This is a genomic window from Leminorella grimontii (assembly GCF_039789245.1).
Taxonomy (GTDB): domain Bacteria; phylum Pseudomonadota; class Gammaproteobacteria; order Enterobacterales; family Enterobacteriaceae; genus Leminorella; species Leminorella grimontii.
Map to the genome: position 1 here is coordinate 1902492 of NZ_CP146357.1, position 18311 is coordinate 1920802.

Annotated in this window: 15 protein-coding genes, 2 pseudogenes and 1 other annotated feature; of the genes and pseudogenes, 9 read left to right on the plus strand and 8 right to left on the minus strand. The window is 54.9% G+C overall.

The features are described from left to right. Positions 1-190: 190 nt before the first annotated feature. Positions 191-880 (plus strand): phosphate regulon transcriptional regulator PhoB, encoded by a 690-nt coding sequence (gene phoB, locus V8L73_RS08985; protein WP_347254676.1) that lies wholly within the window; start codon positions 191-193, stop codon positions 878-880. A 14-nt stretch (positions 881-894) separates the two neighbouring features. Continuing rightward, complete coding sequence (phoR, locus tag V8L73_RS08990; protein ID WP_347254677.1) at positions 895-2184, plus strand: phosphate regulon sensor histidine kinase PhoR; 1290 nt, start codon at positions 895-897, stop codon at positions 2182-2184. A 66-nt stretch (positions 2185-2250) separates the two neighbouring features. On the opposite strand, the gene trpA is transcribed toward phoR, so the two are convergent. From trpA to V8L73_RS09015, 6 genes and pseudogenes are all read right to left on the minus strand, one after another. Then, positions 2251-3057 carry a tryptophan synthase subunit alpha gene (trpA, locus tag V8L73_RS08995; protein WP_347254678.1) on the minus strand — a complete coding sequence of 269 codons (807 nt, stop codon included), beginning with the start codon at positions 3055-3057 and terminating at the stop codon, positions 2251-2253. Next, positions 3057-4247: a tryptophan synthase subunit beta gene (trpB, locus tag V8L73_RS09000; RefSeq protein ID WP_261831015.1), complete on the minus strand. Its 1191-nt coding sequence runs from the start codon at positions 4245-4247 to the stop codon at positions 3057-3059. Before trpB ends, trpA begins: the two co-directional genes overlap by 1 nt. A gap of 64 nt (positions 4248-4311) precedes the next feature. Beyond that, positions 4312-5673 carry a bifunctional indole-3-glycerol-phosphate synthase TrpC/phosphoribosylanthranilate isomerase TrpF gene (gene trpCF / locus V8L73_RS19860; protein WP_422655615.1) on the minus strand — a complete coding sequence of 454 codons (1362 nt, stop codon included), beginning with the start codon at positions 5671-5673 and terminating at the stop codon, positions 4312-4314. Positions 5674-5676: 3 nt separating this feature from the next. Beyond that, a pseudogene (gene trpD, locus V8L73_RS19865) lies at positions 5677-6672 on the minus strand (anthranilate phosphoribosyltransferase); the annotation flags it as partial. A 71-nt stretch (positions 6673-6743) separates the two neighbouring features. Beyond that, positions 6744-6846 (minus strand) — a sequence feature (Trp leader region). 168 nt (positions 6847-7014) lie between these two features. After that, a pseudogene (locus V8L73_RS09010) lies at positions 7015-7587 on the minus strand (glutamine amidotransferase-related protein); the annotation flags it as partial. After that, positions 7587-9155, minus strand: coding sequence for an anthranilate synthase component 1 (locus tag V8L73_RS09015; RefSeq protein WP_347254679.1), 1569 nt, complete (start codon positions 9153-9155; stop codon positions 7587-7589). The pseudogene V8L73_RS09010 and the gene V8L73_RS09015, both read right to left, overlap by 1 nt. A 391-nt stretch (positions 9156-9546) precedes the next feature. Between V8L73_RS09015 and V8L73_RS09020 the strand changes: the two genes are divergently transcribed. Beyond that, positions 9547-9837 (plus strand): putative quinol monooxygenase, encoded by a 291-nt coding sequence (locus V8L73_RS09020; RefSeq protein WP_027273283.1) that lies wholly within the window; start codon positions 9547-9549, stop codon positions 9835-9837. A 93-nt stretch (positions 9838-9930) separates the two neighbouring features. Here the strand turns inward: V8L73_RS09020 and rne are convergent, their stop codons facing one another. Further along, complete coding sequence (gene rne, locus V8L73_RS09025) at positions 9931-13122, minus strand: ribonuclease E (RefSeq protein WP_347254680.1); 3192 nt, start codon at positions 13120-13122, stop codon at positions 9931-9933. Positions 13123-13177: 55 nt separating this feature from the next. Here rne and V8L73_RS09030 point away from each other — a divergent pair, with 55 nt between their 5' ends. Next, a complete protein-coding gene (locus tag V8L73_RS09030) occupies positions 13178-13324 on the plus strand; it encodes a hypothetical protein (protein ID WP_154656326.1) in 147 nt (48 codons plus the stop codon). 409 nt (positions 13325-13733) lie between these two features. Beyond that, positions 13734-14687, plus strand: coding sequence for a 23S rRNA pseudouridine(955/2504/2580) synthase RluC (rluC, locus tag V8L73_RS09035; RefSeq protein ID WP_027273281.1), 954 nt, complete (start codon positions 13734-13736; stop codon positions 14685-14687). Between the two features lie 66 nt (positions 14688-14753). Here rluC and V8L73_RS09040 read toward each other — a convergent pair whose 3' ends face one another. After that, positions 14754-15344, minus strand: a complete 591-nt coding sequence (locus V8L73_RS09040) for a Maf family protein (RefSeq protein ID WP_347254681.1) — start codon at positions 15342-15344, stop codon at positions 14754-14756. Positions 15345-15594: 250 nt separating this feature from the next. Between V8L73_RS09040 and yceD the strand changes: the two genes are divergently transcribed. Genes yceD through V8L73_RS09060 form a run of 4 tightly spaced genes read left to right on the plus strand, consistent with a single transcriptional unit; the run spans position 15595 to position 18306 of the window. Further along, on the plus strand, positions 15595-16116 hold the full coding sequence (gene yceD / locus V8L73_RS09045; protein WP_027273279.1) for a 23S rRNA accumulation protein YceD: 522 nt from the start codon (positions 15595-15597) through the stop codon (positions 16114-16116). Between the two features lie 16 nt (positions 16117-16132). Next, positions 16133-16303 carry a 50S ribosomal protein L32 gene (rpmF, locus tag V8L73_RS09050; RefSeq protein WP_071783248.1) on the plus strand — a complete coding sequence of 57 codons (171 nt, stop codon included), beginning with the start codon at positions 16133-16135 and terminating at the stop codon, positions 16301-16303. Positions 16304-16317: 14 nt separating this feature from the next. Next, positions 16318-17346, plus strand: a complete 1029-nt coding sequence (gene plsX / locus V8L73_RS09055) for a phosphate acyltransferase PlsX (protein WP_261831011.1) — start codon at positions 16318-16320, stop codon at positions 17344-17346. Between the two features lie 6 nt (positions 17347-17352). Continuing rightward, the gene (locus V8L73_RS09060) at positions 17353-18306 is read left to right on the plus strand and encodes a beta-ketoacyl-ACP synthase III (protein WP_027273277.1); all 954 of its coding nucleotides are present in this window, start codon (positions 17353-17355) and stop codon (positions 18304-18306) included. The last annotated feature ends 5 nt before the right edge of the window (positions 18307-18311 follow it).

The window sequence follows — 18311 nt, forward strand, 5'->3', positions numbered from 1 at the left end:
GCAGTAGTGTAGAAACCTTTTCTTCGCGACATTATACGCAGCGAATGGCCGAGCAGCGGTCTTTTTCCGTTAATCTCGAGTTAATTCACAACGTACAGGTTGTTAACGTCATAAAACTGTCATATATCTGTAGCATACTGGCCCGCATTACAGCTCCAATAAAGATCTACAGCGAAAGAGCCTAACGCCGATGATGAAACGCATACTGATCGTTGAAGACGAAGCGCCTATCAGGGAAATGATCTCTCTTGTGCTGGAACAGCACGATTATCAGACGATAGAAGCGGGGGACCTGGCCAGCGCGCAGGCGCAGTTAAAAGAGCCGTATCCCGATCTGGTATTGCTGGACTGGATGTTGCCGGGCGGTTCCGGCATACAGTTTATCAAGTCGATGAAGCGCGAAGCGCTGACCAAAGATATTCCTATCATCATGCTGACCGCGCGCAGCGAAGAGGACGACAGGGTGCAGGGGCTTGAGTCCGGCGCTGATGACTATGTGACCAAGCCGTTTTCGCCCAAAGAGCTGATGGCCCGCATGAAGGCGGTGATGCGCAGAACGTCGCCGATGACGGAACACGAGCAGCTGACGTTTAGCGGCCTGGTGCTCGATCCGTCTTCTCATCGAGTCATGGCGGACGACGTGCCGCTCGATATGGGACCGACGGAGTACAAGCTGCTTCACTTTTTTATGAGCCATCCGGAACGGGTTTACAGCCGCGAACAGCTGCTAAATCAGGTATGGGGCACCAACGTTTACGTTGAGGACAGAACGGTAGACGTGTTTATTCGTCGACTGCGTAAGACGCTGGAGGGCAGCGGCTATGATAAGATGCTGCAGACCGTACGCGGTTCCGGCTACCGTTTTTCAACGCGCTTTTAATTAGGAAACTGCCAGTGTTAGAACGCCTGTCGTGGAAAAAAATCATTTTAGAGCTGTTTCTCTTTTGTCTTCCCGCGCTGCTGTTAAGCATTTTTATCGGCCATTTGACGCTGCTGTTGCTGATTTCCGTCAGCGCCGCGCTGTGCTGGCACTTTTACAACCTGCTGAAGCTTTCTCACTGGCTGTGGTTGGATCGCAGCATCATGCCGCCGTCGGGAAGAGGAAGCTGGGAGCCGCTGTTTTACGGCCTGTATCAGATGCAGCACCGCAACCGCCAGCGTCGGCGAGAATTGACTTCGCTTATCAAGCGCTTTCGCAGCGGCGCGGAATCGCTGCCGGACGCGGTGGTGCTCAGTACGGAAAGCGGCCATATCTTTTGGTGTAACCGCCTGGCGCAAAGCATGCTGGGCTTTCGCTGGCCGGAGGACAACGGCCAGCACATTCTTAACCTGATCCGCTATCCGCAGTTTACCGACTTTATTAATCAGCGGCAGTTCGGCGAACCGCTGACCCTTCAGTTCAACAACGGCAGCCACATTGAGTTTCGCGCGGTGCCCTATGATGAAGGACAAATACTGATTTCAGCGCGCGACGTGTCGCAGGTGCGACAATTGGAAGAGGTGAGGCGCAAGTTTTTCACCAATGCCAGCCACGAGTTGAAAACCCCGCTGACGGTGCTTAGAGGCTATCTGGAAATGCTGGACGATGAAGATACGCGTCCTGAAATTCGCCAGCGCGCCGTGGCCAGCATGAAGGGGCAGACCGAGCGCATGGACCAGCTGGTCAATCAGCTGTTGACCCTGTCGCGCATTGAAGCCGCGCCGCGCCACGTATCGAATGAAAAGATTAACGTTCCGGCGCTGCTGGATACGCTGCTGCGCGAAGGAGAAGTGCTAAGCGGCGGTAAGCATAAGCTTAACTTCAACGTTACGCCGGGGCTGTACGTTTACGGCAATCAGGAGCAGCTTTACAGCGCGATGTCTAACCTGGTGTATAACGCGATTAACCATACGCCGGAAGGAACGGCCGTTCAGGTCGACTGGGCGTTGACGCCCAAAGGCGCGCGCTTTAGCGTAAAAGACAATGGGCCGGGCATTGAGCGGCAACATCTTTCCCACCTGACGGAGCGGTTCTACCGGGTCGATCCTTCCCGCTCCAGGCAGACAGGCGGCAGCGGGCTGGGGCTGGCGATTGTTAAACACGCGCTCAACCATCACGATTCTCGGCTGGAGATTGAAAGCCAGCCGGGCAAGGGCAGCGAGTTCAGCTTTGTGCTGCCGGTGGGCGCAGTAGTGAGTGAATAATTTCCGATTGCTAGACGACGGGCGCCGTTATAGGCGCCCGTTTTGCATTATGGCTTCTTGAATGAATTACCTTTTAGTTGCTGCCTTCATGTTTCTTACAAACTCGGCCAGCCTGTTGAGCATCTCATCCGGCTTGGCGCTGAGCTCCTCAATAATTTTTACGATAGCCGAGCCCGATATCGCACCCGCAGCGCCGCTGTCGATGGAGGCCTTAACCTGAGACGGCTCGGAAATGCCGAACCCTTGAATGGCTGGGGCGGCGTTGTACTCTTTAAGCCGGTTTATCAGGTGCTCAAGCGGCTGATGGGCCTTGTTTTCTGCGCCCGTAACGCCGGCTCGGGAGAGCAGATAGGTATAGCCCCGGCCGTGGGTGGCTATTTGGCGCAGAAGGTCGTCGTTAGCGTTAGGCGGACAGATAAAGATCGGTGCTACGCCGTGGCGTAGCGCTGCGGTGCGAAACGGCTCTGACTCTTCGAAAGGCACGTCGGCAACCAGTACGGAGTCTACGCCAACCGCGGCGCAGCGGGCGTAAAACTCGTCGATCCCTCGGGTGAAAACCAGGTTTGCGTACATCAGCAGGCCGATCGGAATATTGGGGTGACGGGCGCGTATTTTTGCCAACAGGTCAAAGCAAAGTGACGGTGTCACTCCTGAGGCAAAGGCGCGCAGAGTGGCGTTTTGAATGGTGGGGCCGTCCGCTAGCGGGTCGGAAAACGGGATCCCGAGTTCCAGCGCGTCGGCGCCTGCGTCAATCAGGGTATCAATAATCTTTAGCGACAGCTCGGGGTTTGGATCGCCCAGCGTGACGAAGGGAACAAATGCGCCTTCTCCGTTGGCTTCCAATTGGTTAAACAGGCGTTGATAACGTTCCATCAGATCTCTCCCCGCGCTTTTAAAATATCGTGAACGGTAAATATGTCTTTGTCTCCCCGGCCGGACAGGTTAACCACCAGGATTTGTTCTTTTTGCGGTTCGGCCGCAATCATCTTCAGCGCGTAGGCCAGCGCGTGGGAGGACTCCAGCGCAGGAATGATGCCCTCGTGGCGCGAAAGCTGTTTGAAAGCGTCCAGCGCTTCGTCGTCGGTAATGGAAACGTATTCCGCACGCCCGATGCTGTTGAGGTAGGCGTGCTGCGGCCCGACGGACGGGAAGTCCAGCCCCGCAGAGATAGAGTAAGACTCTTCGATTTGCCCCTCGTCGGTCTGCATCATCGGCGACTTCATGCCGAAATAGATGCCTACGCGACCGTGTTTCAAGGGCGCGCCGTGTTGACCTGTTTCGATGCCAAGCCCCGCTGGCTCAACGCCGATAAGGCGCACTCCCGGCTCGTTGATAAAGTCGGCGAACATGCCGATAGCGTTAGAACCTCCGCCGATGCAGGCCAGCACCGCATCGGGCAGGCAGTCTTCTCTTTCTTTCATCTGCGCTTTGGTTTCCTCTCCGATCATGCGCTGGAATTCCCGCACGATGGTAGGAAACGGGTGAGGACCGGCGGCGGTGCCGAGCAGGTAGTGCGCCTTGTCGTAGTTGGCGGACCAGTCTCTCAGCGCCTCGTTACAGGCATCCTTAAGGGTGGATGAACCGCTGTGAACCGGAATAACTTCAGCGCCCATCAGACGCATTCTGAAGACGTTCGGCGACTGGCGCTGGACGTCTTTCGCACCCATGTACACCCGGCACTTCAGGCCCAGCAGCGCGCTGGCGAGAGCGGCCGCCACGCCGTGCTGGCCGGCGCCGGTTTCGGCGATAATTTCCGTTTTACCCATTCTTTTGGCTAACAGCGCCTGGCCGAGCACCTGGTTGGTTTTATGGGCGCCGCCGTGCAGCAGATCTTCGCGCTTGAGGTATAGCTTCGTCTTGGTGCCAGCGGTCAGGTTGCGGCACAGAGTTAGCGGCGTGGGGCGCCCCGCGTAGTTCGTCAACAGGTCGTGGAATTCCCGCTGAAAGCCGGGATCGCTCTGCGCGCTGACGAAGGCCTGTTCGAGCTGCTGTAGCGCCGGCATTAATATTTGTGGAACGTACATTCCGCCAAATTCGCCGAAGTAAGGGTTAAGCAATGTCATGTTATATCCTTTTGTTGCCGACATCAGGGACGTCACGAATTGAATTATTGTGTAATAAACGAATTTAGTATTGGCGTAGGGTAGAAAACGCCGCGCGAACCTTATCGTTGCATTTTTTTCCTGGTTCGCTTTCCAGCCCGGAATTGAAGTCTAGCCCCCGACAGCCAAGCCCTGCGGCCTGTTGTGCGTTGTCCGGCGTCAATCCGCCGGCCAGCATGGCGTTCTCAAGCGCGGCGCCGGCTAAAAGCGACCAGTCGAAGGTTTGCCCGGAGCCGCCCGCGCCGTTGTCCAGCAGGTAACGGTCGACGTGCGGCGTATCGAGTTTAGGAATACGCTCGCCGACGCTTCTGGCCTGCCAGATTTCACAGCCGCCGGGAAGGCGTTGGCGTAAAAGGGCGATATAAGCGTCATCTTCCTGGCCGTGAAGCTGGACGGCGCTGAGATTAAGGCGCTCGACCGCCAAACAAACGGTTTCCGGCTTGGCGTTGCAAAATACGCCGACCCAGCGCAGAGGCGCGGCGTGAACCACTTTTTGCGCCTGAGCCAGATCGATATAGCGGGGCGATTTGCCCACAAAAATTAATCCACCGTAGACCGCGCCGGCGCGATAAGCGGCTTCGGCGTCTTCCGGTCGGGTTAATCCGCACACTTTGTTATCGCCGAAAACGACGCGACGGACCGCCAGATCCAAATCGGGTTCAGACATCAGCGCGCTGCCAATGAGAAACCCGTTGGCATATTGACTCAGCTCCCGCACCTGACCATAGGTATGAATACCGGATTCGCTGATGACGATGGTTGAAGATGGCAGCCTGGGCGCCATTGTTCTGGTACGGTTGAGGTCGATGGAGAGATCCCGCAGATCGCGATTGTTGATGCCGACGACCTTCGCGTTGAGGGCGATAGCTCTCTCCAGTTCCTCTTCGTTGCTGGCTTCGGTCAGTACGCCCATATTTAGCGAGTGGGCAACGGCGGCCAGTTCCTGATACCGTTCGTCATTTAGCACCGACAGCATGAGTAAAATGGCGTCCGCACGGTAAAAGCGCGCCAGATAAATCTGGTAGGCGTCAATGATAAAGTCTTTGCACAGCACGGGCTGATGCACCTGCTGGCTTACTATCGTCAGGTAGTCAAAGCTGCCCTGAAAGTACTTTTCGTCGGTTAAGACGGAAATAGCGGAGGCAAAAGGGCGATAGCTTTCGGCAATGGCGCGAGGGTCAAAGTGCGAGCGAATCAGCCCCTTTGACGGCGATGCCTTTTTGCATTCCAAAATAAAGACCGTTTTGTCATCGGTCAGCGCCTGATAAAAGCTGCGCTCGCTGGGCGATATTTTACTTTTAAAGCTTTCTAACGGCTGCTTTTGGCGGCGTTCATCAACCCACTGTTGCTTGTCTTGAACGATGCGCGCTAATACGGTTTCCTGCATGATTTATCCTCTTGCCGCGAGAGCCTGAACGCGGTCATAGGCTACGCCGCTGTGAATGATGTCCATTGCTCTTTGCGCGTTTTCTTTCAGGCATTCCTGGCCAAACAGCCGCATCAGCACGGCGACGTTGGCGGCAACCGCGCTGGCGTGAGCCACTTCGCCTTTTCCCTGTAACAGTCTAGACAGAATATCGCGGTTTTCATCCGGCGTCCCGCCTTCCAGTGAGGACAGTGCGTATTTATTCAGGCCGAAATCGCGGTGATCCAGACTGTAAACGCTGATTTCGCCGTCACGCAGTTCCGCGACCTCCGTAGGCGCGTGGATGGCGACTTCGTCCATGCCGCCGCCGTGCACGACGGCCGCCTGTTCGTAGCCCAGCACTCGCAGCGCTTCGGCGATAGGGCGAACCAGCTCGGGGCTATAGACGCCGATCAGGGCTTTTTTCGGGCGGGCAGGGTTGATAAGCGGCCCTAATACGTTGAACAGCGTGCGGGTTTTAAGCTGCTGACGCACCGGCATTGCGTGGCGAAAGCCGGCGTGATACTGCGGCGCGAACAGGAAGCAAACGCCGAGGTCGTCCAGCGCCTTGCGGGACGTTTCGGCCGGCAGGTCAAGCCTGATGCCCATTGCCGCCAGCAGATCAGAGGAGCCCGAACGGCTTGATACGCTGCGGTTGCCGTGCTTGGCGATCTTGATGCCGCAGGAGGCCGCTACGAAGGCGCTGGCAGTGGAAATATTGATGCTATTGGTTCCGTCACCGCCGGTACCTACGATGTCGGCGAAGTCGTAATCTGGGCGAGGAAAGGGTTGAGCATCGGCTAAAAATGCGGATGCCGCGCCTGCGATTTCGTCCGGCGTCTCCCCGCGGACTTTCATGCTGATCAGCGCGGCGGCCAGCTGCGACGACTCCAGTTCTCCCCTGGCGATGGCGCTGAACAATGCCTGACTTTCTTGCTGAGTGAGCGCCTGTGCGCCGTAAAGCTTATTAAGGATTGACTGCTTGATGTCTTGTGTTTGCATTTTCTTTCGCCGCTCTAAGTTATGTTCTTTACGCACTGTGGGGAGCGCCCACAAAAAAGCCCGCAGGGCGCGGGCTTCTTGGTTATTGCGTTGTTTGATGACAAACAGGTGCAAGTAGACCGCCCGCTAAAGGAGAGGTCGCCACCAAAGGGTTAATTGAGTTTGTATTGTCATCATAAGTACCTATATGTTTACGAGGTGTTTACGAACAGCCTGTTGCAAATAGTGCGCTGCGTTTCTGTGTACTAGTTAACTAGTTTGAAGGGGCGTTGTCAATCTTTTTATAATAAAAAATAGCCGCTTTGATCTCGCCTCCTACGATTCGGCCCAGGCCAACGTTTGGTCCAGCAGCTTTGCGCCCTGGGTGGTCAAAATGGACTCCGGATGGAACTGAAACCCACAAACGCGATGGGCGTCGTGTCGAACGGCCATCACCATCTGCTGATAGTGTGCGTTGACGATAAGCTCATCGGGAAGCTGGCTTCCGACCAAAGAGTGATAGCGGGCGACGGGCAGCGGGGAAGGCAGCCCGGCAAACATAGCCTGTCCGTCATGCGTTACGGGGGAGGACTTGCCGTGCAGAATTTCGCCCGCCTGGCCTACGGTTCCGCCATAGGCTTCAACAATCGCCTGATGGCCCAGACAGATGCCGATAATCGGCACTTTCCCCTTTAGCCTTTGCAGCAGCTCCGGCATACAGCCCGCCTCGGAAGGCTTACCAGGGCCAGGAGAAAGCAGCAGGATAGGCTTTTTCATATCGCTCATCCGCTGGAGAATAAACTCGGCGGGCAGGTGGTTACGGTACACGGTGACGCGGTGCCCGCTGACTCTAAGCTGATCGACGAGGTTGTAGGTAAACGAGTCGACGTTGTCGAGAAGTAAAATATCGGCCATTAGAAAATCTCCTTAACCTGATGGGCGCTGGCGATAGCGCGCAGCACCGCTCGGGCCTTATTGCGCGTTTCATCGGCTTCGGACTGGGGATTTGAATCCAAAACGACGCCCGCGCCGGCCTGAATGGTGGCGATGCCGTCTTCAACGTAGGCCGAACGGATAACGATACAGGTATCAAGAGAGCCGTGAGCGGTAAAATAGCCCACGGCGCCGCCATAGCTGCCGCGGCGCACGCCTTCATACTGTGCAATAAGCTGCATAGCCTTAACCTTTGGCGCACCGCTCAGCGTTCCCATGTTCATACAGGCCTGATAGGCGTGCAGCGCATCCAGATCGCGCCGAAGGGTTCCGACAACGCGCGATACCAAGTGCATAACGAAAGAGTAGCGGTCAACCTTGGTCAAGTCGGCGACGTAGCGGCTGCCTGGTTCGCAGATGCGGGCCAGATCGTTGCGCGCCAAGTCGACCAGCATGATGTGTTCCGCCAGCTCCTTATGATCGGTACGCATGTCGAGTTCGTAGCGGCTGTCCAGATCCTTATCCAGCGAGCCGTCGGGAAGGCGGCCGCGCGGGCGCGTGCCGGCAATGGGGTAGATCTCAATCTGGCGGCTTTCTGCGTCGTATTTCAAGGCGCTTTCGGGAGATGCGCCAAACAGCGTAAAGTCGTCATCCTGCATGAAAAACATGTAGGGGCTGGGATTATTCTCTTTTAACGTCTGATAGGCGGCTAAAGGCGAAGGACAGGGAAGCGTGAAGCGCCGGGAAGGAACAACCTGAAAAATATCGCCCTGGCGGATGGACTCCTGTAGCTCCTGAACGATTCGGCCGTAGTCTTCATCGCTGCGATCGCAGTCAAGCTGCATGCTTTCGAGCGCGACGGCGTGAATGTCTGACGGCGGTTCAAGGAGCTGGGTTTGAAGCTCGCTTAAGCGAGCCTTCAGGCGCCTTCTTTCGGCATCGTCCCGGTGGGGGACGAACAGGCTGGCCTGCAGGCGCGATTCGCGGTTTTGGTGATCGAGGATCAATAACGTCTCGGCCAGATAAAAGCAGTAGTCCGGGCAGTTGCGATCGCTTTTAAGCTGGGGCAGGTCTTCAAAACCGGCGACCAGATCGTAGGCAAACAGCCCGCCTATCAGCATGGCCTCTTTCTGATCTGCGGGGACCTCAAGCAGCGATAAGAGCTGACGTAGGGCGTCAAAGACGGAGCTTGCCTTCAGGCGCGCGTCTTCATCCTGTGCGGCGTCAGGGGGAGAATAAACCAACTCTCTGAATCGTGGGCCGCTTCTATGGGCTACGTCGCTCGATAGCCGCTCGTCTAACAGCGTGAGCAGGCGGTCGCCGTTTTCCGTCAATGCTTGCAGCGTTACGCGATGCCCGTCAGCGGTAATGCGCAGCGCGCTGTCGATAACCAAAAGGCTTTTCAGATTTTGCTTGCTGTCTATCTCTGCGGACTCGAGCAGCAGCGTGGCCGGGCGTTGATGGCAGAGCTGGCTGAATATGGCCGTGGGATCGTTTCGGTAGGGCGTCTCTACCGTGACGATCTGTAAAGCGGGTTTCTGTATTGGCATAGCGTCTTATCACCGTATTTGTTTTGCGTTTTTATCAAACTTACCGAACGGCGGGCACTAAAAAGCCCGCAGGCTGCGGGCTATAGGCGTTCTTTTTACAGCAGAAAGCCGACCCGCCGTTAAGGCTTGTCTGGCCACCAGATTAACGTCTTGGCCGAGAGGGGGCGTGTTGCAGCTGTAGTCATTGTCATCATGAGCGTATCTCTCTGGGAGTATTTGTGTACTAGTTAACTGGATTAAGGGCGAAGTGTCAACGCTTTTATCCGCATAAAGAAAAATGGCCGATTAAGTAAAAATAGTGTGAAAGATGAAGTTTAAGAGGCTGGCTAAAAAGTTCGTTAGAGGAGAGAATACCGAAAGTACACTTTTTACGGCAAAGGAAAAATCAATAATGAGTGAAATTACCATTGTGGCTACGTTGACGATTAAGAGCGACTTTCAGGCGCCTTTAGTGGAAGCATTGAAAAAGATCGTTGACAGCAGCAGGGCTGAAGAGGGCTGTCACCAGTACGACCTGCATCAGGATAATCAAAATCCCATGGTGTACGTCTTTATTGAACGCTGGGCGTCACAGGAAGCGTTAGATCTGCACAGCCAGTCTGAGCACTTCACCTCGTTTGCGCAGTTCACGAAAGGTAAGGTTGAGTCTTTGGTTATTAACCTGATGCATAAAGTGTACTGAATTTCTCCAAGCCTGGCCGTTTATATTGGCCGGGCGCTTAAAGCGAACCATAAAAAAACCCGCCAAACGGCGGGTTTTTTGTGTTATTGACGGTTAGTCGTCAATGGGAGCAGGCCTTGCCGCCGGGGCAGCCGCATGGCTGGTTGCCGAATGGCCGCCTGCAGAACCTTTGGCGTTCTGCGCCGAGGCGTCGGTTGAAACGGCAGAAACGACAGGCGCTTGCGCTACGGGAGCGGGCTCCGCGTCGTCCATCGGTACAGCAGCAGGCTTAAAGGCCGGAGCGCTGGAGACGTTTTGCTCGCGCACGGTTTGTTCTACCACAGTAGCAGCCTGAACTGCGGGCTCTTCAAACGGCTTTGGAGCCGCTTCCTGAACCACGGGTTCAGCCGTTTCTTCCGGCATGACTGGCTTGGCGGCGGGCGCAGAAGCGGACGCGCCGTAGGCATGGCTAGCCGGTTGAATGGTTTCTACGCGGATCGGCGCAGGCGTTTCAATCGAGGTCAGAACGTCCGGCGTTGATTCTTGTTGAACGTGAACGGTTTCTTCCTGCTGTACGGCAACGGCTTCAGCTTCAGCCTCAACCGGCTCAGCGGAAGGCTGAATCACTGCTTCAACCACTTCAGGCGCTGCCGCTACGGCTTCTACCGCCGGAATCGCAGCGACCTCAGCTATCGGAGACTCAACGACTTCCGGCTGCTGCACGCCTTCAGCGATAATGACGCTGGAAACGACTACCTGCTCTTGAACGTCGCTCTGAACTTCAGCCTGAACGGCGTCTTCCTGTAGGGCGGCCTGAGCGGCGGCGATTGCCGCATAGTTGATAAACACCTTACCTGACGCAAGCTCGGGAGAAGCAACGGCAGCAGCTAAAGGCATCGCTGATACGGTTGGGTACTTCTCATCGCGATAGCGACGGCGACGCTGCCCGCTGACGCGCAGGTGGCGAGGCGAACGGCGAGAACGACGAGGCATGCCGTTGTTTTCACCGCCGTTATTGGTAAAGCCATTCTTTTCAGCGTTTTCTGATGCGACGCCGTTTTCCTGAGCTACGTTAGCCTGATGCAGAAGCTTGATTTCTTCTTTCTCGGTCGGCGGTACTGGCGCAGCGGTACTTTCGACGGCGTCTGCGCTGCGTTCGCCCTGAGTCGCAGTGCGAACTTTTTGCGACATCTGGCGGCGCTGGCGGCGCTGGGTCGGAACGGGCTTCTCTTCTTCTGCGACGGCGTCTTCCGCTGCGCTTTCAACGATGGCGTCGTTTTGCTGATTTACAGCCTGCTGTTGGCGTTTTTCTTCGTTACGGCGACGTTGACGCTCGGCGCGGGTTTCGCGGCGGTTATCAGCACTGCCTTCAGTTGCGGCATCCTGACTTTGCGCTTGACGGTTATTGCGGCGAGATTCCTGACCAGCTTCACGAGTTTGGCGCTCGGAGTTGCGGTCAGTGCGCTCGGTACGTTCACCGCGCTCTTTACGTCCGCCGCTGCGGCGATTATTTCGGCGATCCGGCCTCTCGGATGAAGACTTTTCTTTTGTCTCTTCGACTACCGGTTTAGTCGGTTCCGGAGAGGCAAGCAGGTTCTTCAGTCCGCTAACAAGGCGGCTAAGCAGCCCTGGTGCGGCAGGCGCTGTCGCAGCCGTACTGACGGGAGCAGGCAGAGCCTTGGTTTCTTCTAGAGGCGCGCTGTCAGCAGGCATGGAGAAACTGGCCAGAGCAGGCTGCTCGGGCGCTTTTCGCTCGTGATAAACTTCCTCTTCCGACTCGATTTCACTTTCGTGCAGCTGAGGCAGCATGTAGCTAAGCACCTGGCTTTCTTCACCCGGCTTCTTACGGATAACTTCGTAGTGCGGCGTTTCCATGTTGTCGTTGGGAACGACCACAACGCGTACTTTACCGCCGGAGCGGCGTTCAATGGCGTTAATGGCTTCGCGCTTCTCGTTAAGCAGGTAAGAGGCGATAGGAACAGGGACAATCGCATCGACTTCTCTGGTGTTGTCCTTCAGCGCCTCTTCTTCAATCAGGCGAAGGATGGACAGAGAGAGCGATTCGTTGTCGCGAACCGTACCGGTGCCGCTGCAGCGAGGGCAGATATGATGGCTGGATTCGCCCAGCGACGGGCTCAAGCGCTGGCGGGACATCTCCAGCAGGCCAAAGCGAGAAATGCGGCCAATCTGAATGCGGGCGCGGTCCTGACGAACGGCGTCGCGCAGGCGGTTTTCCACTTCACGCTGATGGCGAACCGGCGTCATGTCGATAAAGTCGATGACGATAAGGCCGCCCAGGTCACGAAGGCGCAGCTGACGCGCAATTTCGTCCGCGGCTTCGAGGTTGGTGTTGAACGCCGTCTCTTCAATATCGCCGCCGCGGGTAGAGCGAGCGGAGTTGATGTCGATGGCGGTCAGCGCCTCGGTGGTGTCAATAACGATTGAGCCGCCGGAAGGCAGGCGCACTTCGCGCTGGAAGGCAGACTCAATCTGGGATTCGATTTGGTAATGGCTAAACAGCGGGATTTCACCGGTATAGGGCTTAATCTTGCTGCTGAAGTCCGGACGGCCTAGCGCAGCGATGTGCTCTTTGGCCAAGTCGAGAATTTTGATGTTATCGATCAGGATCTCGCCGATATCGGGACGAAGGTAATCGCGGAAAGCGCGAACGATGACGTTGCTCTCCTGGTGAATCAGGAATGGAGCAGGACGGCTTTCGGCCGCTTTCTTGATGGCTTCCCAATGCTTTAAGCGGAAGGAGAGATCCCACTGAAGGGCTTCGGCGGATTTCCCAACGCCGGCGGTACGGACGATAAGCCCCATGCCGTCAGGAATTTCCAGCGAGTCCAGCGCTTCCTTAAGCTCTTGGCGATCTTCACCTTCGATACGACGGGAGATGCCGCCGGCGCGAGGGTTGTTCGGCATCAGAACCAGATAGCTGCCCGCCAGGCTGATAAAGGTTGTCAGCGCGGCGCCCTTATTGCCGCGCTCTTCTTTATCGACCTGAACGATGACTTCCTGACCTACGTGAACGGCATCCTTAATGTTAGGACGGCCGCCGACGCCGGAGGAAAAGTATTCGCGAGAAATTTCTTTAAAGGGGAGGAAACCGTGACGTTCTGCGCCGTAGTCAACAAAGGCTGCTTCCAGGCTCTGCTCTACGCGGGTGATCTTTCCTTTGTAAATATTTGCCTTTTTTTGTTCATGGCCAGGACTTTCAATATCTAAGTCATACAAACGCTGTCCATCAACTAAAGCAACGCGCAACTCTTCCTGTTGAGTTGCGTTAATCAACATTCTTTTCATTAAAAAGTACTCATTTTTCTATTGTCCACTGAGTCTGCGCGAGAGGTGTCAATAGATGGCATTAACCGACGGCCCCGAGTCTTATAGCAGGATCGTCAACCTCACGGTTGTCGCCTGCGCAGGGGCGCATTATCTCGGTAAGCCCGTTTCTGCTTTGCAAAAAACGGCGCTTTTTATCAGGAAAATCGGCGACCGATATTGAATCATCTCAGTGCAAACCGGTTTTCTATGTGTCCATCCAAGCCGCTCGCAGCAGCCCGCTCATTGCCCGATACTCACCGTGTCTTACGCCATTGCTGCACCGTTTGAGCTATCTGCAAATGTCATTTTTTGCCTATTACTCTTGGTTCAGAGTGAATAAGGCAGAAAATCAGCCACATTATTAACTGCCAAAGGCATTATGGCAAGGTGACTTTTGCACTTAAGCATAATGTTGTGGAAAAGGTGTTGAAAACCGTACGCCGATTGCCCTCGGCGACGGAGGATATTTTTTTATCCACAGCATGTTTTAAACCGTTTGATGGCGTAAACGGGGCTTATCTTAAGTGTAGACACAAAACAATTTCATCAAGGCATATTTAGCAAAAAACGATCGTGTTAAACTCTGCGCCATGAAAACACATCAACCTACAGTACAAATGGTCACCGTAACGGCCGATACGGCCGGTCAACGGGTCGATAACTTCCTGATCGCCCAGCTTAAAGGCGTCCCTAAGAGCATGATTTACCGAATCCTGCGCAAGGGAGAAGTGCGCGTGAACAAAAAGCGCATTAAGCCGGAGTATAAGTTGGAAGATGGAGACATACTGCGCATTCCGCCCGTCAGAGTGGCCGAGAAGGTCGAAAACGTCGTTTCAGCCAAATTGGACAAGGTCGCGGCGCTGGAGCACTGCATCATTTTTGAAGATGAGCATCTGCTGGTATTGAATAAACCTTCCGGAACGGCGGTTCACGGCGGCAGCGGCTTAAGCTTCGGCGCGATTGAAGGGCTTCGTGCACTAAGGCCGGACGCGCGCTTTCTTGAACTGGTTCACCGCCTCGACAGAGAGACCTCGGGGGTGCTGTTAGTGGCGAAAAAGCGCTCTGCGCTGCGTTCGCTTCACGAACAGCTCAGGCTTAAAACCATGCAAAAGGACTATCTGGCGCTGGTCAGAGGGCAGTGGCAGTCCCATTGTAAGGTGGTGCAGGCGCCGCTGCTTAAGAACGTGCTGCAAAGCGGAGAGCGTATTGTTCGAGTTGATGCCGAAGGCAAGCCTTCAGAGACGCGCTTTAAGGTAGAAGAGCGTTTTTCATTTGCGACGCTTATCAAGGCCAGCCCTGTGACGGGAAGAACCCACCAGATTCGCGTTCATGCGCTGCACGCAGGGCATCCTATTGCATTTGACGACCGTTACGGCGATCGAGAATTTGACGCGCAGCTTGCGGGGACGGGCCTGGACAGGCTGTTTTTGCACGCAGCGGCGCTAAGGTTTGAACACCCGGCAACGGGGGAGACGATGCGCGTTGAAGCGCCAATGGATGATAGGCTGCGCCGCTGTTTGACCGTTTTGCGCGGCGCGAAATAGCGTTTGAATGCAGGAAAAAGGGCCGCCTTTGCTTTTATCGTAGGCGGCCTTTTATTGGTGACAATGTCACTTATTGTTCAGCAGCGGATTTACTCCGGCCTCCAGCAATAGTCTATTCAGCGCAATCAGCGGCAGGCCGACGAGCGTATTGGGATCTCGGCCCTCCAAGCGTTCGAACAGCGTAATGCCCAAACCTTCCGACTTAAAGCTGCCGGCGCAGTACAGCGGCTGTTCTTTGTCTACGTAGGCTTCTATTTCGTCTTTACTTAACGTACGGAAGTGGACGATGAACGGTTCGCATACCGTCCGATAAGTTTTTGTCTGCGGTATATAAAGGCAAAGTCCGGTATAAAACGTAACGGCATTCCCGCTCGCCAGAGTTAACTGCGCCACGGCGTTTTCGCGCGTGAGCGGCTTACCTGCAATCTGCCCGTTCAGCACGCAAACCTGATCGGAACCAATCACCAGCGACTGCGGATGCTTAAGCGCAACGGCCTGCGCTTTTAGCTTTGACAGCCTGACGACGAGTTCATCCGCGGATTCGCCCAAAAGCGGCGTTTCGTCAACGTCGGGAGCCAGCGCCGTAAAGGGAAGCGCAAGCTTTGATAATAAGGACTGGCGATAGGGCGACGTTGAGGCGAGGATGAGCGAAGTCATAGCGTTTCCAAAGCTGTTGTGAGAAGCGGCAGTGTACCCGGTTTATTTTATCGAGCACAAATAGTGAAAGAAAATGTAAACATACAAAGAAGAAAAGGGGATTTCTATTAATAGACGTAGCGAAACGACGTCGTCTATCTTAAACTACGCGCCTTATTGAAAGCCCTTTAGGTCAAAAAGCACGTTTTTAGCGCGCATCTCGCGCTTTTCCTTTGACTAAAGGCCATGACAACGTTAATATGCGCGCCCTATGCAAAAGGTAAAATTACCCTTAACTATCGATTCGCTTCGCGCGGCTCAAAAAAGCCTAGACTATGCCGGTGTTTATACCGCAGAGCAGGCTACGCGTTTAGCCGAGTCGGTAGAGAGCGTGGATGGTGATATTGAGGCTGAGCTATCGTTTTTTATCGATAATCAGCGCTTGGTCGTGTTGAACGGAAAGGCGACGGTTCCCGTTACGCTGCTCTGTCAGCGCTGCAATCAGCCTTATGCATACACCGTTCAGGCAACGTATTGTTTCAGTCCGGTCAAAAATGATGAGCAGGCTGAAGCATTACCGGCAGGTTATGAGCCGGTCGACGTCGATGAGTTTGGCGAAATCGATCTGCTGGCTTTGACAGAGGATGAACTCATTCTGTCTTTGCCGATCGTGCCGGTGCATGAACATGAACACTGTGAAGTGTCCGACGCGGAAATGACGTTTGGCGAGCTGCCTCCCGAGGCGGAGAAGCCAAATCCATTTGCCGTATTAGCCAGTTTAAAGCAAAAGTAACCGAGGAGTAAGGTCGATGGCCGTACAACAGAACAAAAGTACCCGTTCAAGACGTGGCATGCGTCGTTCTCACGATGCACTGACTACCGCTGCAGTATCCGTGGATAAAGTTTCTGGTGAAACCCACCTGCGTCACCACGTTACCGCTAACGGTTACTACCGTGGCCGCAAGGTAATCGCTAAGTAATTTTAGGTGATACCTTGGCAAGTCTAACCATTGCGTTAGATGCTATGGGCGGGGACTTCGGTCCCTGCGTCACAGTGCCTGCATCTTTGCAGGCATTGGCTTCTAATTCAGAACTAATCATTAAGTTGGTTGGTCTCTCTTCTGATATCGAGCCACTGCTCAAATCCGCCTCGTCCGAGGTTCTTTCCCGTCTTGAAATTATTCCCGCTGAGTCCATGGTGGCTAATGACGCGAAGCCGTCGCAGGCTATTCGCAATAGTCGAGGGACGTCCATGCGCATTGCCTTGGACTTAGTGAAAAGCGGAGAGGCGATGGCGTGCGTCAGTGCCGGCAACACCGGGGCGCTTATGGGGCTGGCAAAGCTTATGCTCAAGCCGCTTGACGGCATAGAACGCCCCGCGCTGGTGTCGGCGATTCCGAATCAGCAGGGCGGCAAAACGCTGGTTCTTGACCTGGGCGCCAACGTAGAGTGCGACGGCGACATGCTGGTGCAGTTTGCGGTAATGGGCGCGGTGATGGCGGAAGAGATTTTACAGGTCGATAATCCTCGCGTTGCGCTGCTGAATATTGGTGAAGAAGAGACCAAAGGTCTTGATAATATTCAGGCCGCCGCCGCTATACTCAAGAATGCACAGCAGATAAACTATATCGGCTACCTTGAGGGGAACGATCTTTTAACCGGGAAAACCGACGTATTGGTGTGCGATGGTTTTGTCGGCAACGTAACGCTGAAAACGCTCGAAGGCGTTATTCGAGTCTTCCTTTCTTTACTTTCATCGGGGAAGCGCAGGCCGACCTGGTGGATGAAGATCTTTAGCTATTGGTTCAAAAAACGTTTATCTAAACGTTTCGGACACTTAAATCCCGATCGATATAACGGGGCTTGTCTGTTAGGATTACGCGGTACGGTGATAAAAAGTCACGGTGCGGCTAATCAACAGGCTTTTGCTGTAGCCATAGAGCAGGCCATACAGGCCGTGCAACGCAGCGTGCCCATGCAAATTGCCGCTCGTCTTCAGGCGGTATTACCTAAGAGTGAATGACATTTCATGTATACAAAAATTCTCGGTACAGGCAGCTACCTGCCTGTACAAGTGCGTACCAATGCTGATTTAGAGCAGATGGTGGAAACCAGCGACGAGTGGATCGTGTCCCGTACCGGCATTCGTCAGCGTCATATTGCTGCGGCGGATGAAACCGTAGCGACAATGGGGTGTCACGCGGCAGATAAGGCAATCGAAATGGCGGGTATCGATAAAAGCGATATCGGCCTGATTATTGTTGCTACTACGTCGTCAAGCAATGCGTTTCCAAGCGCGGCCTGTGAGATTCAAAATTATCTAGGCATTAAAGACGCGGCCGCCTTTGACGTCGCCGCCGCCTGCGCGGGCTTTGCCTATGCGCTGAGCGTGGCCGATCAGTTTATTAAAACCGGTTTTGTAAAAACCGCGCTGGTTGTGGGGTCTGACGCCCTTAGCCGCACGTTGGATCCAGCCGATCGCGGAACGGTTATTCTGTTTGGCGACGGTGCGGGCGCCGTGGTTATCGGGGCGTCCGAAGAGCCAGGTATCATCTCGACGCATCTTCACGCCGACGGCCGCTATGGCGAACTGTTGACGCTGCCGAACCACGATCGCGTAGATCCTTCCAAACCCGATTTCTTGACCATGAAGGGCAACGACGTATTTAAAGTCGCGGTAACGGAGCTGGCCCATATCGTTGACGAAACGCTTGGGGCGAACGGTATCGACAGGTCCGAGCTGGACTGGCTGGTTCCCCACCAGGCGAACCTACGCATTATTTCAGCGACGGCCAAGAAGCTAGGCATGGGGATGGAAAAAGTTGTCGTTACGCTCGATCGTCACGGCAACACCTCGGCGGCTTCCGTTCCGTCCGCGCTGGACGAAGCGGTGCGCGATGGTCGTATTCAGCGCGGCCAGTTAATTTTGCTTGAGGCCTTTGGCGGTGGTTTCACCTGGGGCTCAGCGTTAATTCGATTCTAACTGCA

Bases quoted from the DNA above. Each gene is read 5' to 3' on its own strand.
- phoB (WP_347254676.1), top strand. From the start codon at position 191: ATGATGAAACGCATACTGATCGTTGAAGACGAAGCGCCTATCAGGGAA.
- trpA (WP_347254678.1), bottom strand. From the start codon at position 3,057: ATGGAACGTTATCAACGCCTGTTTAACCAATTGGAAGCCAACGGAGAA.
- trpB (WP_261831015.1), bottom strand. From the start codon at position 4,247: ATGACATTGCTTAACCCTTACTTCGGCGAATTTGGCGGAATGTACGTT.
- trpCF (WP_422655615.1), bottom strand. From the start codon at position 5,673: ATGCAGGAAACCGTATTAGCGCGCATCGTTCAAGACAAGCAACAGTGG.
- V8L73_RS09015 (WP_347254679.1), bottom strand. From the start codon at position 9,155: ATGCCAATACAGAAACCCGCTTTACAGATCGTCACGGTAGAGACGCCC.
- V8L73_RS09020 (WP_027273283.1), top strand. From the start codon at position 9,547: ATGAGTGAAATTACCATTGTGGCTACGTTGACGATTAAGAGCGACTTT.
- rne (WP_347254680.1), bottom strand. From the start codon at position 13,122: ATGAAAAGAATGTTGATTAACGCAACTCAACAGGAAGAGTTGCGCGTT.
- V8L73_RS09030 (WP_154656326.1), top strand. From the start codon at position 13,178: ATGGCATTAACCGACGGCCCCGAGTCTTATAGCAGGATCGTCAACCTC.
- rluC (WP_027273281.1), top strand. From the start codon at position 13,734: ATGAAAACACATCAACCTACAGTACAAATGGTCACCGTAACGGCCGAT.
- V8L73_RS09040 (WP_347254681.1), bottom strand. From the start codon at position 15,344: ATGACTTCGCTCATCCTCGCCTCAACGTCGCCCTATCGCCAGTCCTTA.
- yceD (WP_027273279.1), top strand. From the start codon at position 15,595: ATGCAAAAGGTAAAATTACCCTTAACTATCGATTCGCTTCGCGCGGCT.
- rpmF (WP_071783248.1), top strand. From the start codon at position 16,133: ATGGCCGTACAACAGAACAAAAGTACCCGTTCAAGACGTGGCATGCGT.
- V8L73_RS09060 (WP_027273277.1), top strand. From the start codon at position 17,353: ATGTATACAAAAATTCTCGGTACAGGCAGCTACCTGCCTGTACAAGTG.